This is a genomic window from Jezberella montanilacus (assembly GCF_003003055.1).
Taxonomy (GTDB): domain Bacteria; phylum Pseudomonadota; class Gammaproteobacteria; order Burkholderiales; family Burkholderiaceae_B; genus Zwartia; species Zwartia montanilacus.
Genome location: NZ_PVTV01000011.1, coordinates 219870 through 237049 on the forward strand (window position 1 = coordinate 219870; position 17180 = coordinate 237049).

At 50.3% G+C, this 17180-nt stretch carries 16 protein-coding genes and 1 tRNA gene; 9 read left to right on the top strand and 8 right to left on the bottom strand.

Annotated elements, in window-relative coordinates:
* The first annotated feature begins 11 nt into the window (after positions 1-11).
* The 3 genes from murJ (at position 12) to BCM14_RS02690 (ending at position 3074) form a co-directional block, all read left to right on the top strand.
* Positions 12-1571 (top strand): murein biosynthesis integral membrane protein MurJ, encoded by a 1560-nt coding sequence (murJ, locus tag BCM14_RS02680; RefSeq protein WP_106226454.1) that lies wholly within the window; start codon positions 12-14, stop codon positions 1569-1571.
* A 187-nt stretch (positions 1572-1758) separates the two neighbouring features.
* A complete protein-coding gene (rpsT, locus tag BCM14_RS02685; protein WP_106226455.1) occupies positions 1759-2022 on the top strand; it encodes a 30S ribosomal protein S20 in 264 nt (87 codons plus the stop codon).
* 101 nt (positions 2023-2123) lie between these two features.
* The gene (locus BCM14_RS02690) at positions 2124-3074 is read left to right on the top strand and encodes a 2-hydroxyacid dehydrogenase (RefSeq protein WP_106226456.1); all 951 of its coding nucleotides are present in this window, start codon (positions 2124-2126) and stop codon (positions 3072-3074) included.
* A gap of 12 nt (positions 3075-3086) precedes the next feature.
* On the opposite strand, the gene BCM14_RS02695 is transcribed toward BCM14_RS02690, so the two are convergent.
* Entirely contained in the window at positions 3087-3389 is a 303-nt protein-coding gene (locus tag BCM14_RS02695) for a DUF3579 domain-containing protein (RefSeq protein ID WP_106227004.1), read from the bottom strand.
* A 134-nt stretch (positions 3390-3523) separates the two neighbouring features.
* On the opposite strand from BCM14_RS02695, the gene argF reads away from it, so the two are divergent.
* Both argF and BCM14_RS02705 read left to right on the top strand, forming a co-directional pair.
* A complete protein-coding gene (argF, locus tag BCM14_RS02700) occupies positions 3524-4465 on the top strand; it encodes an ornithine carbamoyltransferase (RefSeq protein ID WP_106226457.1) in 942 nt (313 codons plus the stop codon).
* 60 nt (positions 4466-4525) lie between these two features.
* Positions 4526-5746, top strand: coding sequence for an argininosuccinate synthase (locus BCM14_RS02705; RefSeq protein ID WP_106226458.1), 1221 nt, complete (start codon positions 4526-4528; stop codon positions 5744-5746).
* A 73-nt stretch (positions 5747-5819) separates the two neighbouring features.
* On the opposite strand, the gene BCM14_RS02710 is transcribed toward BCM14_RS02705, so the two are convergent.
* The 3 genes from BCM14_RS02710 to BCM14_RS02720 are packed head-to-tail and all read right to left on the bottom strand — an operon-like array spanning position 5820 to position 9475.
* Entirely contained in the window at positions 5820-7715 is a 1896-nt protein-coding gene (locus BCM14_RS02710) for a potassium transporter Kup (protein WP_106226459.1), read from the bottom strand.
* Complete coding sequence (locus BCM14_RS02715; protein ID WP_106226460.1) at positions 7702-8820, bottom strand: sensor histidine kinase; 1119 nt, start codon at positions 8818-8820, stop codon at positions 7702-7704. The genes BCM14_RS02710 and BCM14_RS02715 overlap by 14 nt, the downstream gene beginning before the upstream one ends.
* Positions 8795-9475: a response regulator transcription factor gene (locus BCM14_RS02720; protein ID WP_106226461.1), complete on the bottom strand. Its 681-nt coding sequence runs from the start codon at positions 9473-9475 to the stop codon at positions 8795-8797. Before BCM14_RS02720 ends, BCM14_RS02715 begins: the two co-directional genes overlap by 26 nt.
* Positions 9476-9649: 174 nt before the next feature.
* Between BCM14_RS02720 and BCM14_RS02725 the strand changes: the two genes are divergently transcribed.
* Genes BCM14_RS02725 through BCM14_RS02740 form a run of 4 tightly spaced genes read left to right on the top strand, consistent with a single transcriptional unit; the run spans position 9650 to position 14406 of the window.
* Positions 9650-10081: a hypothetical protein gene (locus BCM14_RS02725; protein ID WP_106226462.1), complete on the top strand. Its 432-nt coding sequence runs from the start codon at positions 9650-9652 to the stop codon at positions 10079-10081.
* Positions 10078-10860: a hypothetical protein gene (locus BCM14_RS02730; protein ID WP_106226463.1), complete on the top strand. Its 783-nt coding sequence runs from the start codon at positions 10078-10080 to the stop codon at positions 10858-10860. Before BCM14_RS02725 ends, BCM14_RS02730 begins: the two co-directional genes overlap by 4 nt.
* A gap of 38 nt (positions 10861-10898) precedes the next feature.
* Positions 10899-12689 carry a caspase family protein gene (locus BCM14_RS02735; RefSeq protein ID WP_106226464.1) on the top strand — a complete coding sequence of 597 codons (1791 nt, stop codon included), beginning with the start codon at positions 10899-10901 and terminating at the stop codon, positions 12687-12689.
* Between the two features lie 16 nt (positions 12690-12705).
* Complete coding sequence (locus BCM14_RS02740) at positions 12706-14406, top strand: caspase family protein (RefSeq protein WP_146129714.1); 1701 nt, start codon at positions 12706-12708, stop codon at positions 14404-14406.
* Between the two features lie 49 nt (positions 14407-14455).
* Here the strand turns inward: BCM14_RS02740 and BCM14_RS02745 are convergent.
* The 4 genes from BCM14_RS02745 to rlmB all read right to left on the bottom strand — a co-directional run bounded on the left by BCM14_RS02745 (position 14456) and on the right by rlmB (position 17159).
* Positions 14456-14531, bottom strand: a tRNA-Val gene (locus tag BCM14_RS02745).
* Positions 14532-14591: 60 nt separating this feature from the next.
* Positions 14592-14864, bottom strand: coding sequence for an HU family DNA-binding protein (locus BCM14_RS02750; protein WP_028816768.1), 273 nt, complete (start codon positions 14862-14864; stop codon positions 14592-14594).
* Between the two features lie 298 nt (positions 14865-15162).
* Positions 15163-16398, bottom strand: a complete 1236-nt coding sequence (locus BCM14_RS02755) for a cystathionine gamma-synthase family protein (protein WP_106226466.1) — start codon at positions 16396-16398, stop codon at positions 15163-15165.
* A 26-nt stretch (positions 16399-16424) separates the two neighbouring features.
* A complete protein-coding gene (rlmB, locus tag BCM14_RS02760; protein ID WP_106226467.1) occupies positions 16425-17159 on the bottom strand; it encodes a 23S rRNA (guanosine(2251)-2'-O)-methyltransferase RlmB in 735 nt (244 codons plus the stop codon).
* Between the last annotated feature and the right edge of the window lie 21 nt (positions 17160-17180).

A 17180-nucleotide genomic window follows, 5' to 3' on the forward strand; every position in this document is an offset into this window, starting at 1 on the left:
GTTTTCAGACCATGAGCCTGTTGAGAACGACCGCTCTTGTTAGCGGCTTTACGCTGTTATCCAGAATAGCGGGCCTTGGTCGGGATGTGGTGATTGCCCGTGCTTTTGGTGCGGGACCATTGACAGATGCTTTCTGGGTCGCCTTCCGCATCCCCAACCTGCTGAGACGTCTGTTCGCTGAGGGTGCATTCTCGCAAGCGTTTGTGCCAATCCTGGGCGAGGCAAAAAATCGACACGACGACCAGCAAGTAAAAATATTGTTGGATCGTGTGGCGTTAGCTCTGTTTAGTATCTTGTTGCTCATTACCCTGATCGGTGTCATTGCTGCCCCTATCTTGCTAGGTGTGATGGCCAGTGGTCTTAACACATCAGGCAGAGAAGCGACTTTCAGTGCTGCCGTCACGATGACACGCATTATGTTCCCTTACATTCTATGCATGTCCATGGTGGCCTTGGCGTCCGGCATACTCAACACGTGGCGTAAATTCGCGATCCCGGCTTTTACCCCAGTATTGCTCAATCTATCCATGATTGGCGCCGCTTTCGGCTTATCGCCCTACCTCGAAAACCCGATTTACGCGCTGGCAATTGGCGTGATGATAGGCGGGGTCATGCAATTAGTCATACAGTGGGTCGCCCTCAGCAAAATCGGGTTACGCCCTCGCCTGTCCATACACGTCAGCGAAGCCTTAGGTGACCCCACAGTCAAACGAATTATGCGACAAATGCTGCCAGCAATTGTTGGGGTCTCGGTGGCTCAAATATCGCTGTTGATCAACATGAATATTGCCACCTGGTTGACGCCAGGCAGTGTGACTTGGCTGTCATTCGGTGATCGCTTGATGGAGTTTCCCACCGCAATGATAGGGGTCGCGCTGGGCACCGTGCTGCTGCCGTCGCTTTCAAAAGCAAGTGCGGATATGTCGAATGGCCACTACAGCAATCTGCTGGACTGGGGCTTGAAGCTTGTTCTCCTGCTCGGGCTACCCGCTGCCGTGACGATGATGCTAATCCCGCGTGCATTAGTTTCAGTGCTATTTCACTACGGCGCTTATCAGGCAGCTGATGTCGAGCAAACAGAAATTGCTGTCGTCGCTTACTCTGTCGGTCTGATTGGGCTGCTTGCAGTCAAAGTATTGGCACCTGGATATTATGCTCAACAAAATATCCGTACCCCGGTAAAAATTGCGATCTATGTTTTGCTCGCAACACAAATCATGAATCTGATTTTTGTACCACGCTTTGCGCATGCTGGACTCGCGCTGTCTATCAGCGTGGCGGCGACGCTCAATGCAATCGCACTGCTGGTTGGATTGATGCGCAAACAGGTTTACAGACCTCAACGTGGCTGGCTAATATTTACAGCGCGGATCTTGACAGCTCTGACGGCCATGGGCGTCTGTTTGCACCTACTGTCAACACAAGTAGACTGGTTTAGCCTGCAATCTGTGCCGCTCATGAGGATTGGTGCACTTGCCTTGGTGCTGACAATCTCGGGATCAGTTTATCTAGTAGTGCTCTGGTTGGTCGGCATCAAAGCCCAAGACTTCAGACGCGCGTCAAGCATTTAGCTATCTAGGTTTTGCTTAGGGCTCGGGCAGTCATCTGTTGGAAAACTGCAAGATTCAATCGCGAACACCGCAAAACAACGGCAAAATCCAGAATAATGGTTTGCAATTCATGGGCTTAATGCTATAGTAGAAGGCTTCACAGGGTATCCCCCTGCCAACCTAACTAACAGTAAGATATCGCAATCTCATGGCAAATACCGCCCAAGCCCGTAAACGCGCCCGCCAATCGGTAGCGCTGAACAAGCACAATTCAAGTCTGCGCTCAATGTTGCGGACGTCGATCAAACGTGTGCGTGAAGCCATTGAGGCTGGTGACAAAGCTGCCGCCAATCTGGTTTTGCAAAAGACGACAAGTATCATCGATCGCGTCGCTGACAAAAACATCATTCACAAAAACAAAGCTGCTCGTCATAAGAGCCGGTTGTCAGCTGCAATTAAATCGCTGGCCTAATCACGTCAAGTCGGGCCCACTGGTAACTTTCTGCCGCTGGGCCTTAATTGGATGTAAAGTAGTGCGCTGGTCAATCTCAACGCATAAAACTTACAGCCAATATGAGCAAACCCCGCATACTTCAAATCGGTTCTCTTTCTGGATCACCTGTCGCCAACGCAGCAGTTGAAGAAAGGTACGACGTACTAGCACTCTGGAAATCCCCTGATCAAGCTGCTTTTCTTCGTGAGCAAGCGCAAGATATTGAGATAGCGGTCACCTCTGCTGTCACCGGCATATCAGCCGAGATCATCAATGCCTTACCAAATCTGAAAGCCATCTGTAGTTGGGGCGTCGGTTACGACACACTAGACATTGCTGCCGCGCACGCAAGAAACATTCAAGTCAGTAATACCCCCGAGGTTTTAGATGACTGTGTTGCGGATATCGCCTGGGGCCTGTTGCTTGCTTGTCCTCGTCAAATTGCTCTGGGCGATCGCTTTGTCCGGGCAAATCACTGGGAAAATAAAACAGCCAGCCTGCCCCTCGGCATGCGCGTCAGTGGAAAAAAGCTTGGTATTGTCGGCCTGGGCAACATCGGCTTAGCTATCGCTAAGCGTGGTCTTGGTTTCGATATGCAAGTGGCGTATCACAATAGACGTAAGCGCGATGATGTCACCTACGACTACTTCGACTCGCTAATCGAGCTGGCCAAATGGAGTGATTTCTTGATGATTGCAACGGTGGGGGGCGCCAGCACCAGACACCTGATCAACGAAGAGGTCATGCGGGCGTTGGGGCCTCAGTCTGTTTTGGTTAACATTGCGCGTGGCTCGGTCATCGACGAACAAGCCCTGGTCAAAGTCCTTGCTGAAGGCGCCCTAGGTGGTGCTGCACTTGATGTTTTTGACAAGGAACCCAAAGTACCCGATGCATTAAAAACCATGGACAACGTCGTTTTACTGCCGCACATTGCCAGTGCGACTGTTGAAACAAGAAAAGCAATGTTAGATCTGATGCTTGAAAACATCGATGCCTTTCTTAAAACAGGTCAGGTCGTTACACCCGTTTAAGCAATACCAGAACTAATGAGACTGGGGGTGCGGGCCAAAATTTGTTTTTAGCCCGTTATCTTTTGCAAAATCGTGAACGAATTTCCAAGCCAAAGGCTCAAGCTCTCGAAGGCGCTCGTCAACAATGACAGCCTTGATACCCTCTAGACTGGTCGGCGTCACGTAGGGTGAATAGCTAATGTGGTTTTTTGTGAAGTTTGCGGGACGATAAGGGGCAAGTACCCCCGCCAGTCGTTCTGCCCAATCACTGGGTCTAAACGTGGCACCTGATTCTGTCACACCATATAAAACGAAAAACTGCACTTCTGTTGTCATGCACAACCCATCTGGTCGCATTCAGGCACCGTGTTTAACAATAAACACGACGCTGTTGCCTGAATTGTATATGATTGAAGTTTTTCCTTTGCGCGCGTGACTGTGCCGTTGCGGATTAGCCCCGGAGTCTAGGTATGACCGATAGTAGTGCACCAACAAAACCTTTGAAACATTTTCTTCAGTTTGCAGACCTGAGCGTGACCGAACTGAACTATGTACTCGATCGTGCGCGAATCATTAAGGGCAAATTTAAGCGCTACGAGCCACACCAGCCTCTGCACGATCGGACGCTCGCGATGGTCTTTGAGAAAGCCAGCACTCGAACGCGCGTGTCCTTTGAGGCCGGCATGTATCAAATGGGTGGGTCGGTGATCCATTTAACGACCACCGACTCGCAGCTCGGTCGGTCCGAGCCGATTGAAGATACCGCGCGGATTGTCTCGCGCATGGTTGATTTGGTCATGATCAGAACATTTGAGCAGACTCGCATTGAGCGCTTTGCCGAATACTCTCGCGTACCTGTGATCAACGGATTAACGAATGAGTTTCACCCTTGCCAGGTCTTTGCGGATATTTTTACCTTTATTGAACACCGGGAAAGCATTGCCGGCAAAGTCGTCGCGTGGGTAGGCGATGCCAACAATATGGCTTACACCTGGATACAAGCCGCACAAATACTGGGTTTTACGCTTCACGTCAGTGCCCCGACTGGCTACAAACTAGATCCAGCACGCATTGTCGGGGTTGGCCCTGAGGTCTTAAAAGAATTCGCAGATCCAATGGAGGCCTGCCAGGGGGCGCACCTGGTGACAACCGATGTCTGGACCAGCATGGGTTACGAGGCTGAGAACGAAGATCGTCGCAAAGCGTTTGCAGACTGGTGCGTTGATCAGGAAATGATGGCTGCCGCCGCGGGCGATGCGCTTTTCATGCACTGCCTGCCTGCACATCGGGGCGAAGAAGTGACTGCTGAGGTCATTGATGGTCCGCAAAGCGTCGTATGGGATGAGGGAGAGAACCGCTTACACGTCCAAAAGGCCCTTATGGAGTTCTTGCTTCTAGGACATTTGGACTAGCGTAACGATACTCCCTGCTTAGGGTTAAAATCATATGCTGGCATCTACACAGAGTTACTCATGAGCGATATCAAAAAAGTAGTCTTGGCCTATTCCGGTGGCTTGGATACATCCGTCATTCTTAAATGGTTGCAAGATACCTATCAATGCGAAGTCGTCACGTTTACAGCGGACATTGGTCAGGGCGAAGAGCTTGAACCGGCTCGCGCAAAAGCAATCAAATTCGGCATTAAGCCTGAGCAAATTTTCATTGATGATTTGCGTGAAGAATTCGTGCGTGATTTTGTTTTCCCGATGTTTCGCTGCAACGCTGTATACGAAGGCGAATACCTGCTGGGCACCTCGATCGCTCGCCCCTTGATCGCCAAACGCCAAATTGAAATTGCCCGTCAGGTCGGCGCACAGGCTGTCTCTCACGGCGCTACCGGCAAGGGTAATGATCAGGTCCGTTTCGAGCTTGGCTACTATGCATTAGAGCCAGGCATCAAGGTCATTGCGCCTTGGCGCGAATGGGATTTGGTCTCGCGCGAGAAACTGCTTGCCTACGCAGAAGAGGCCGGTATTGCTATCGACATGAAGCACAAAAATGGCGGCGCGCCCTACTCGATGGACGCGAACCTTCTGCATATTAGTTTTGAAGGCCGTCACCTGGAAGATCCAAAGGCAGAAGCCGAAGAGTCGATGTGGCGCTGGACGGTCTCGCCTGAAGCTGCACCTGATCAGGCAGAGTATCTTGACATGGAATTCGAAAACGGGGATCCCGTTGCCTTGAATGGTGTCCGTTTATCACCCGCACAGCTATTGACCAAACTGAATGAATTGGGTGGTAAACACGGCATCGGCCGACTGGATTTGGTTGAAAATCGTTATGTCGGCATGAAATCGCGCGGATGCTATGAGACACCTGGTGGCACCATCTTACTCAAAGGTCACCGCGCAATCGAATCAATCACCTTAGATCGCGAAGTAGCTCACCTGAAAGACGATTTAATGCCGCGCTATGCCTCGCTGATTTATAACGGTTACTGGTGGTCGCCCGAACGACGCGCGCTTCAGGCGTTGATTGACACCACGCAGCAAGCAGTAAACGGCTGGGTTCGACTAAAGCTCTATAAAGGCAACGTTTACACCGTCGCACGCGACTCGAAAGACACACTGTTTGATCAAACCATTGCTACCTTTGATGACGATGGTGGCGCCTACAACCAAGCGGATGCCGCAGGCTTCATCAAGTTGAATGCCTTGCGTATGCGTATCGAAGCCAAGGCAGGTCGAAAATAAATCAGTAAATCTTTTTTATAAAAAAACCGTGTTGACTAATAATCAACACGGTTTTTTTTACGCTAAGTCGATTCTAGATTTCTATTTGAGTACCCATTTCTACCACTCGATTGGGTGGAATTCTAAAGAATCTGGTGCTACGCGTTGCATTGCGCATCATGAGCGAGAACAGGCGATTGCGCACCGAAATAAAAGAGAACTTCTTAATAACCACTAAAGTTTCACGCGACAAGAAGTATGAGGTGCGCATCGGTTCGAGGTTAACCTCAGTGTGCAACTGACCCAGTTGTTCAAGCGCATGAGGGACATCAGGCTCTTCTTTAAAACCGTAAGTGACCGTCGCTTCCCAACTGCTTGCGCTCAGGGGGTTGAATTTAAATTTATTCTCGATCTGCACGAACGGCGTATCAGCTACCTTGATGTGCATAAATAAATTTTGCTGATGCAATACTTTGTTATGTTTCAAGTTATGCAAGAAAGCCGGTGGAACAACACCAATCGCTTCAGATAGAAAAATGGCGGTCCCATCAACACGAGCGGGGGGGTGATTTTCGAGCATCACCATGAACTCGCCCAGCGGCTGGCGGTCACGCAACTGAATCTCAGCAAGCAAGGCTCGACCGTTACGCCAGGTCATCATAAAGCAGAAGACGACTACACCAACCAGCAAGGGCAACCAACCCCCTTCGATAAACTTCAGCGAGTTAGACGCAAAAAGTAAGGCATCCACCGCAATCAATACGGACAGGCAAGAGAACATCAATATTTTCTGAAGGCGAGAGATGTTGCGCAACAAGACTTCGAAGGCCAGTATGGTGGTAACCAGCATCGTACCCGTGACAGCGAGGCCATAGGCGTTCGCCAGATTATCGGACTTCTGAAAGATCAGGACGAGGGCAATCACTGCCAGACAAAGAAACCAGTTAACCCGCGGCAAATAGATTTGCCCTTCTTCGCGTTCGGATGTGTGTTGCACATCCATACGAGGCCAGAATCCGAGCTGTACTGCTTGACGAGTCACCGAAAAAGCACCTGAAATGACAGCCTGAGAGGCAATCACCGTTGCAATACTGGCGAAGATGACGAGGGGGATTAAACCTGCGGCGGGTGCCATGAGATAGAACGGGTTTTCAATCGCAGCCGGATTGCGCAGCAACAGAGCACCCTGCCCGAAGTAGCAAAGTGTCAAAGCGGGTAGCACAAGCGCAAACCAAGCCTTGCGGATCGCGCCACGACCGAAATGCCCCATATCGGCGTAAAGTGCTTCAGCGCCAGTCAAAGCCAGGACCACAGAACCCAACAGAACAAAGGTGCGATAAGGTGCTGCTTGAATAATATTAAATGCGTAAACAGGATTCAGCGCTTTCAATATTTCGGGTGTTTGAGCGATCTGCCAGATACCCATTGCGCCCAGGACAAGAAACCAAACAACCATGACTGGACCAAATAACTTGCCAACAACTGCCGTGCCACGCGACTGAATCACAAATAAGGCAATGATAATCACCAGGCAAATGGGGATCACCCATTGCTCAAAACTGTGAGAGATCAGACTGATCCCTTCTACGGCTGACAGCACCGAAATCGCTGGCGTAATCATGCTGTCTCCGTAGAACAGCGCCGTACCAAAGGTGCCAAGCGCAATCAACAGTGCCTTCTGCCAGGCGGGTCGGCCTCGAACAGCGAGTCCCATCAGGGCCATTGTTCCGCCCTCGCCTTTGTTATCGGCTCGCAAAATGAACAGAACATATTTTATTGAGACGACAACCATCAACATCCAAAACAGCAGAGATAAGGTCCCAAACACCTGCTCTTGCGAGAAATGTTCATAACCTTCCAGGCACTGCTTAAGCGTGTAAAGCGGACTCGTACCAATGTCGCCGTAAACGACACCGATTGCGCCGACGATCAGCGCTGAAGCTGGTGTGGACGCACCAGAATTGCCTGAGGAAGATTTATCGGATGACATTAATTTTTACCAATCTGTTTAATTGCGCCCCAATACGTGGCCCAGGGAACACCACTGTCAATCGAGTCCCAGCAAACTGCGGCCGACTGACGATGTTCCACCAAGCGCCGTGCGCGCGGGCGATTTCGCGCACGATTGCTAACCCTAATCCTGTCCCCTCACCGGCAACCTCTGGCGACCGGTAGAAGGCTTCGAAGACTCGGCCCTGCTCTTTCGAACTAACCCCGCAACCATCATCTTCGACGGCTAAAGTGGGTGGAGTCTCAGTTATGTGCAAACGCACATAACTGGCACCCGAAGCATACCGCAAAGCATTGTCGATCAGGTTACCTAATAATTCATTCAGTAGAACCGGGTCTCCGTCTATCCATAATGGTTGCTCTGGGGCATCAATCAATAAATTAATCTTGCTTTCTTTAGCCTTATGCCACCATTGAGAGCCGGCGCTGCGCAACCATTCGCAAAGATCCAATCTTACAAAGTGATCCTGCGGGCCTGCCTGGACATCAACACGCGCCAAGACGAGAAGTTGTTGTCCCATCCTTATCATTCGGTCACTGACTGATTTGATGCGCTCAGCACGCTCCCTGATATCCGGCGCAAGCTCTTTTGCCAACATGAGCTCTGATTCAAGTCGAAGTCCTGCAAGTGGTGTTCTTAATTGATGGGCCGCGTTGCCTATAAAGCGCTTTTGAGCGGCAATCGAATCATCCAAGCGGTCAAGCAAGTCGTTGGTGTGACGAATCAAGGGGCCAAGTTCGCTTGGCAAGCTCTCAACTTTTAAGCGACTTAAATCGTCTGCCGAGCGCAATGCGATCTGCGCGGATATCTGGTTGACTGCTTGTAACCCGGATCTGACGCCCCGCAGTATGACCCATGCCAAAGAGGTAATTAACGCAAGTTGTCCAGCTAGCATCAACCAGAAAAGGTCTTGTAGTGCCCATTCTTCAATTTCAAACTTGTGCGTAATCAACCAGGTGGCACAAAGACCGAGTGTGCCCAGCAAAACAACGGGTGGCAACAAACGCCATACCAAGTGCCGGGCCAAGGAACCCGAGCGCAAAAAAGAAATGCTCGCGTCACTCGGTGGTCTGGGATTCGACATCTAGGCTGTAACCAAAGCCGCGAATTGTTTGGATCAGCACGCCAGTACCTTCCAAGCGTTTCCGCAGTCTGTATATATAAACCTCAACTGCATTTTCACTAAAATCGGCATCAATCGCGGATAAAGCTTGAACAATTTGCTGCTTAGTCACGACCTTGCCGGACTGATTGAGCAGCATTTCCAAAACGGATAGCTCTCTCACTGATAACGCAAGACGATTACCCGCTACACGTAATTCGCGGTTAGAAAGATCAAACGACAAGCCACCGAACTCAATCACCGAATGAGTCAAACCGATGCGTCGGCGAATGACCGCACGCACTCTGGCAGCGAACTCAATCAGCTCGAATGGTTTAGTCAGATAGTCATCTGCCCCAGCATCTAAGCCTGTTACACGATCGTGCAAACCATCTCGAGCGGTCAAGATAAGGACTGGCGTGTTGTTGCCCTGATCACGCAGGGTCTTCAGGATGTGGAGCCCATCAATGCTTGGCAAACTGAGATCAAGAACAGACAAATCGTATTGATGATGGTGAAGCATATCCATGCCACGTTGTCCGTCGTCTACCCAGTCAACCACGTAACCTTGATCGGTTAAATATTCTTGTAACGCGCGCCCGAGGGTGGCGTCATCTTCAATGACAAGGATACGCATAGTAGTAGTTTACATCCTGGATTGAAAGGGTTTGGTGAACACGCTATATCCGACGATTGGCGGGGGGTAAGTGATCCGCGGAGTAGCTTATTTTTTGAGAAAAATCACAAATTTCGGGTATATTAAAGCGCGTTTATCTGCAGTATCCGGGCATCCCATTCTGGAGTTTCTAAGATGAAAGTTAAGCTGTTGCAGCTCTTAGGCATCATGGCAGTCGCAATTTCAACGCAGGCTTTGGGCCAGGTTGTATTGATCACAGCCAACGAAGCAGCCCTGCCCGATGCCAAGCCAATCAGCACTCGCGGGATTTCCAGAGGGCCAAGTATTAGTGTTGTTTCTCCTTTAGAGGTCAATGCGAGTTCTTTTCCCATCAAAATCGCAGTCACCGCTCGGGATGGCACAAAGATCGATCCGAAAAGTGTTCAAATTGAATATCTAAAAAATCCCTTGATTGACCTAACGCCCCGGGTCTTGCCCGGTGTCAGCGACCACGGCATAGCCTTTGATAATGTCTCTGTTCCTCAGGGGCAGCATCACCTACGTGTCGTTGCGTCTGATAGCGAAGGCAGACAGGCTGTGTACCAGTTTCAACTGACTGCCCGATGACCCCCTCGCCGTTGCATTGTCCGTATTGCCGCAGCGAGTTTCCCGAACAAGCGACTGTCTGTGCCGCATGCACGCGTGATATCGCGCCGTTTGTCTCGTTGATCAAACAAGTTCAGGCGCTCACCGATCGCGTACAAGAGATTGAAGAAGCTGGCGTTAGCTTACAAGGTGCCGGACAGGTGAGCGCAAACTCGCTAGAAAATACCGTGGCCGACTCGCTCGAGCACATCGAACTGCGCACAGGCTGGATTGATTTGATCAGGCATGCAGTGCCTGTATGGATCACTTTACAGTTTTTGCATTGGTTTCTGTTCTTTGTTCACGATACCTCTGCGGTCTGGCTAAGAGCGATCAGCATCGCCCTGCCAATCAGTGTTGCGTTGTGGACAAACCGCCATGGTGATCTGCATTTCTTATCAAATGCGCTGGTCGCGCTGGTTTTAGCCTCACTCTCGGTATTTGGCATGCTCGGTGTCACGGCATTGATTGATCACACCCCCTGGCTGCCCAACACGTTAGTTGACTGGCGTGAAACCAGCGACTACTTAATTTCGATCGCACTGGGCTGGGTCACAGGTTATTTGATATCAAAGATTATTGTGCACACTCATAACAAACTGAAAACGAGACAGGGCCACGGTCGAAGCAATAGTGTTAAACCAGCGTCACCGGCTGCGGCTGTACCTGATCGCCTGGTTCAGATTGTGACGTATCTTGCACCCATCGTCTCGGGTCTCGTGTCGGTCTACAGCGGTCTGAAGACCTTCATTGATAAATAATTTCTGAGTCAATTTTTCAAGGACTTCCGTTCTCAGGTATGCTGAAAAACACCACTCGCAGAGAATTGCTTAAAGGTGCCGGTGCCCTCGCAGCCACGATTGCCGCCCCATCCGTGTTGCATGCTGCAACAAAGGAGACCAAAGGCATTGATGCCTCTCGGGTCGGCTTAGTAATCGGTAACAGCAAATACACCGACAGCCCGCTCAGCAACCCTGTGAACGACGCCAATGCCATTGCTCAACTGTCAGAAGTCATGGGCTTCAAGACACAGTGCCTGCTCAATGCTTCGCTCAAGGATATCTCGGCTGCCGTTGAGACCTATGTAGATGAATTGCAGCGTCAAAAGGCGGTCGGCTTCTTTTATTACGCTGGCCATGGGGTTCAACTCGGCTGGCGCAATTACATCGTACCCATCGGGGCCAACATCGATCGGCTCGATGATGTCCCCAAACAAGCCTACGAGCTCAACATCATGCTTGCTGCGCTGACCAAAGCCAAGAACCCGATGAACATCATCATTCTGGATGCTTGCCGGGATAACCCCTTTGGTAAGCGGGTGCTGCCAGAGCAAAAGGGGCTAAGCCAGTTTGATGCCCCAATCGGGTCGCTGCTTAGCTATGCCACCTCACCGGGTAATACTGCCAGCGATGGCTCGGGTGCCAACGGTTTGTTCACCGAGAATCTGCTGCGTGAGATGAAAGTGCCGCTGACCAAAATTGAAGATGTATTCAAACGGGTCAGGCTGAATGTGCGACTGCAATCGAAAGGCGGTCAAATCCCTTGGGAGAGCACTTCACTGGAAGATGACTTTTACTTCATTGCGGATGAGGCGCAGTTCAAGCAAGCCGAACATGAGCTAATCTTGGCAAAAGAGAAAGCGGAGGCTGATGCCCTAGCTAAGTTGCAGGCGAAAGTAAAAGCAGATAGCAATTCTCAAGCACTAGCCAAAGCGCTTGCAGAAGCAGAAGCACAAGCAAGAATGCAAGCAGAAGCCGACGCAAAAGAACGAGCTCGCATTGAAGCTGAATTTAAATCGCGGCTAAGCTTCGAAAATGAATCAACAGAAAAGAAATTCAAAGAAGAACTCGCCCTATGGGAAAAAGCTGTCGCTAGCCCTAGTGTTGAGGCGACTGAGGCTTACCTCAAGCAATATCCTTCGGGGTTGTATGCAGAGCTTGCCTCGGTCAGGCTAGATATTCTTCTGGCCAAGGCGGGTGAAAAAAAACTTATTGTGCAATCAACAGACAATAATCCTTTCACAGAGGGAACCGTGTCTGGTGTTTCAAGATTTACTCTGGGTGATCAGTTTACTTATGTAGAGAAAGATGCATTGACCGGGGTCGCTAATCGGACTTTCACTGAAGTGGTAACAAGCCTCAGCGAAACCCAGATCGAAATCAATTCTGGAATGAAAGTGTTGGATATTCTCGGCAATGAGCTACGGACACCCAGGTTCGACTGGCGAACGCCTGCTCAAATATTTCCCAGTTCATATTCTGTCGGACAGAGTTGGAAAACAACTTTTAAATGGGCTCATTCTGTTTACAGCAAGGGGCAGCCTGTTGAGCAAAGCCAATCCCTGAAAGTAGTGGGGCGAGAGAGAATAGTTACACCTGCAGGTTCCTTCAATGCCTTCAAAATTGTCGGAGCTGGTTACCAAGTTAATAATGGCGGCAACGAGCGGATAGACGTTACCCTTTTGATTGATCCAGAAAAATGCTCGCGCCCAATCATGTTTGAATTGCGAATTAAACAAGCAGCCTATTCAAGAATGTTTGTGGCAACTCGCACGGAATTGACTGCGTTTAAGCAACGCGCGATGAACTAACCCGGGGGTTAACAGATTGAGCCACATCACGCGACGGGAGTTACTGAAAGGGGCGGGAGCAGTAGTCGCTACTGCTGCGGTTCATCCCATGCTGCACGCAGCCAGCGGTGATAGCAAGGGTATCGATGCTTCGCGTGTTGGGTTAGTGATCGGTAACAGCAAATACACCGACAGCCCGCTCAGCAACCCTGTGAACGACGCCAATGCCATTGCTCAACTGTCAGAAGTCATGGGCTTCAAGACACAGTGCCTGCTCAATGCTTCGCTCAAGGATATCTCGGCTGCCGTTGAGGCTTATGTAGACGAGTTGCAGCGTCAAAAAGCGGTCGGCTTCTTTTATTACGCTGGTCATGGGGTTCAACTCGGCTGGCGCAATTACATCGTGCCCATTGGGGCCAACATCGATCGGCTCGATGATGTCCCCAAACAAGCCTACGAGCTCAACATCATGCTCGCGGCGCTGACCAAAGCCAAGAACCCGATGAACATCATCATTCTGGATGCCTGCCGGGATAACCCCTTTGGTAAGCGGGTGCTGCCAGAGCAAAAGGGGCTAAGCCAGTTTGATGCCCCAATCGGGTCACTGCTTAGCTACGCCACCTCACCGGGTAATACTGCCAGCGATGGCTCGGGTGCCAACGGGTTGTTCACCGAGAATCTGCTGCGGGAGATGAAAGTCCCGCTGACCAAAATTGAAGATGTCTTCAAACGCGTCAGACTGAATGTGCGCTTGCAATCGAAAGGCGGTCAAATCCCTTGGGAGAGCACGTCACTGGAAGATGACTTTTACTTCATTGCGGACGAGGCGCAGTTCAAGCAAGCTGAGCGAGCGCTCGCACAGGCAAATGCGAACAAGGCAGCTGAAGCTGTTCCACAAGAGACAGGGACTCTCTTGGCACGTGCAGAAGCTGAGTTCAGCCTGGCAAAACAATCGGTAGAGCAACGAATTCAGACCGAACTCTCTGCCTGGGAACAAACACTTGCTAACCCATCAGTGGCCGCACTTGAAGGCTACCTCAAGCGCTATCCTTCAGGTGCTTACTCAGAGATTGCAGCTGCGCGCTTGGATGCTCTACTGGCCAAGGCCGGTGAAAAAAAACTCGCTGTGCAATCCACAGACAACAATCCGTACACCAAAGGCACTGCTTCAGGTGTGACAAGATATACCGTCGGTGACCAGTTCACCTATACAGATAACGATGGTTACACGAATATCGTCGAAGGGACTTATACAGAGGTCGTAACGAGTGTTAGTGATACTCAAACAGTATTTGATGATGGCGCCAGAATCGTCGATATGTTGGGCAATGAAGAGAAATCAAAAAGTAACAACTTTGTCTCTATCGCTCAGTTTTATCCTAACTCCTACGAACTTGGGAAAACATGGCGGACAAACTTTCGTTACTGGTCGCCCGGGGGTTGGACTGGGAGAAGCGGTTTCCAACCAGCTAGGACGATCAAAGTCGCCGTGGATTTAAAAGTTGTCGCTCGCGAGTCGATTACAACAAAAGCTGGCACATTTAACGCTTTTAAGATCGTTGGGTATGGCTTTCGGGGCAATAGCGGCACCACCGTTGAGGTCCGTTATTGGATTGATCCGGAAAGGTGCTCGTATCCGCTGCGTTATGAATGGAACGACGGCGGCAGCAATGTACCAGGAGGCAAAAATCTGAAGCGAAAAGAGCTGGTGGCCTTTCGGCAGCGGGCAACCGGTTAGCGGGATTAACAGCGAGAAAGCCGTGCGTTAGGAACGAACCAAAATGGGATGGTGGGTCGTGACGGACTCGAACCGCCGACAGCCTCGGTGTAAGCGAGGAACTCTACCAACTGAGTTAACGACCCAAAAAAACAAATGCGGTTCGCATTATAGCGAACCGCATTTTTTTCGCAACTGACCGTGGTTTAGTTAACCGCGTCTTTCAATGCTTTACCTGGGCGAAACTTTGGCACTTTTGCTTTTTTGATCTTGATGGCTTCACCGGTGCGTGGATTACGACCAGTGCGAGCGGCGCGAGCTGTCACAGCAAACGTACCGAAACCAACCAACGTCACCGTACCGCCTTTTTTAAGGGTGGTTTTAACGGCGGCAATCATCGCATCTAGCGAACGGCCTGCGGCAGCCTTCGAGATATCTGCCTTAGTGGCAATGTGGTCAATCAGTTCGGTTTTATTCATTTGAGGTTTACCCCTATGTGGTGTTGATGATAAATCTGGCAGAACAAACTACCAACTAAAAACAATCAGTTTCTGATTACACGACAATCAAAAATTCGATTCGATCTTTCTGAAATGAGATTAGGCCTTTTGTAAAGGCGGCTGTCAAGAAAAAAACAGCGTAAAAGCCGCATTTTTAGGCGTCATACAAAAAAAAATTTCACAGCACATTGATACACCCACAAAAAATGAGGGATAACGCTTACTCAGACTTGTCACTCTGCCACGTACAAACCATCGACCACGTCGTTAACGCGTGTCAGCATTTTGCCAAAGCCTGTGCGAAATCATCGATCAAATCTTGTTCGTCTTCGATGCCAACAGATACGCGAATCAAACTATCTGCAATACCCATCTGTGCTCTTAAGGCTGGACCCATCTCATAGTAGATCGTGTGCGCTGCGGGCAATGCGAGTGTGCGCGTGTCACCGACGTGCGTCGCGAGAATAACAATTTGCAAATGATTCAAAAATTCAAAACAATCAATTCCTTCAACCAGCTCAAGTGCAAACAACATGCTGTAACGATTGCCAAATAGCTCTTTAGCACGCTCATGCTGGGGATGGTTAGGTAGCCCCGGATAAGAAACTTTGGCGACACGAGGATGCTCAGCTAAGTAGCGCGTCAACGCGTCAGCATTGCGACAAATTTTGTCCATCCTCAGCGCAAGCGTTTCAGCGCCAACCGCGATGCGATGAGCTGCATCTGAGGATAAAGTACCACCCATATCGCGCAGCCCTTTTTTCTTGATCTGCGTCAGTCCCCACCCCGTCGCAGGACCTTTTTTGTATACGTCAAGAATGTTGGAAAATGTCGACCAATCGAACAAGCCCGTATCGGTCAACGATCCGCCTAACGCGTTGGCATGGCCACCAATGTGTTTGGACAATGAATTCATGACAATCGATGCACCGACGGTCTTTGCCTGAAACAAACACGGAGACGTCACCGTGTTATCAACAATCAGGCAAATATTTTTCGATTGACAGAGCTCGCCAATACCTTTCAGATCAGCCACCTGTGTGCCGGGGTTGGCGATCGTTTCAGTGAAAACCATTTTGGTGTTGGGCCGGATGGCTGCCGCGACGGCGTCAACATTCGTGGCATCGACCAAGGTGATTTCAATACCGAGCAATTGCAGGGTACCAAACAGACTGCTGGTATTGCCGAATATATATTGACTCGCCACCAGATGATCGCCACTTCGCAGGAGCGTTGTGAATAATGCTGATAAAGCTGCCATGCCTGTCGCAAAGCTTAAGCTGCTGACGCCCGATTCCATGATGGATATTTTTTTGTCCAACGCATCGGTGGTCGGAGTACCCTGACGCGAATAGGTGAACCCCGCCTTACCTTGGAATACCGCTGCCAACTCTCGCGAGTCCGCGTATGCGTATTGCGTCGATGGATGTATAGGCTTATGCACTGCGCCATGTTCAACATCGTTGCGCCGATCTGCGTGCAGAATACTTGTCGTGAACCCGTGTTTTGCCATGATATTTTGATAACCAACAATAAAAATTATTTTCTTTGCCTGACTGTCTCAAACAAGCAAACGCCAGTCGCCACACTCACGTTCAAACTCTCAACGCTACCCATCATGGGAATATGTGCCAGGATATCGCAGGTCTCGCGCGTGAGTCGTCGCATGCCTTCTCCCTCGGCGCCCATTACCCAAGCAATATCACCTTTGACGTCGACTTCGTGAATACTTTGAGTAGCCTGGTCATCTGTACCAACCAACCAGATGTTGCGCTCTTTAATGTCGCGCATGGTGCGGGCTAAATTGGTAACCATAATATACGGTACCGATTCTGCTGCGCCACAAGCAACGCGTTGAACGGTTGTGTTCAAGCCGACGGCCCGATCTTTAGGTGCAATCACGGCATGCACGCCCGCTGCGTCAGCTGTGCGAAGACATGCACCTAAATTATGCGGGTCAGTGACACCATCCAAAATCAATAACAGTGCGGGTGCGGCCAAGGTATCAAGCACCTCATCCAGATCGGCTGCCAGTTTTCTTGGATCTGCGATCGCAACGACCCCTTGATGACGCGACCCACCGGTTAGACCATCAAGTCTGTCCATACTGACGGGATGCACAGCACAACCGGCGGCATTGGCCTGTTCGATGAGACTCTGCATGCGTTTGTCTCGACGTGCCGCCTCGACATACAACTCTTTTACTGAAGCAGGTGCTTGCCTGAGGCGAGCGATCACTGCGTGAAAACCCGCCAGCACTTGTGTTGCAGCCATGATGAACCCTATGCGATCACT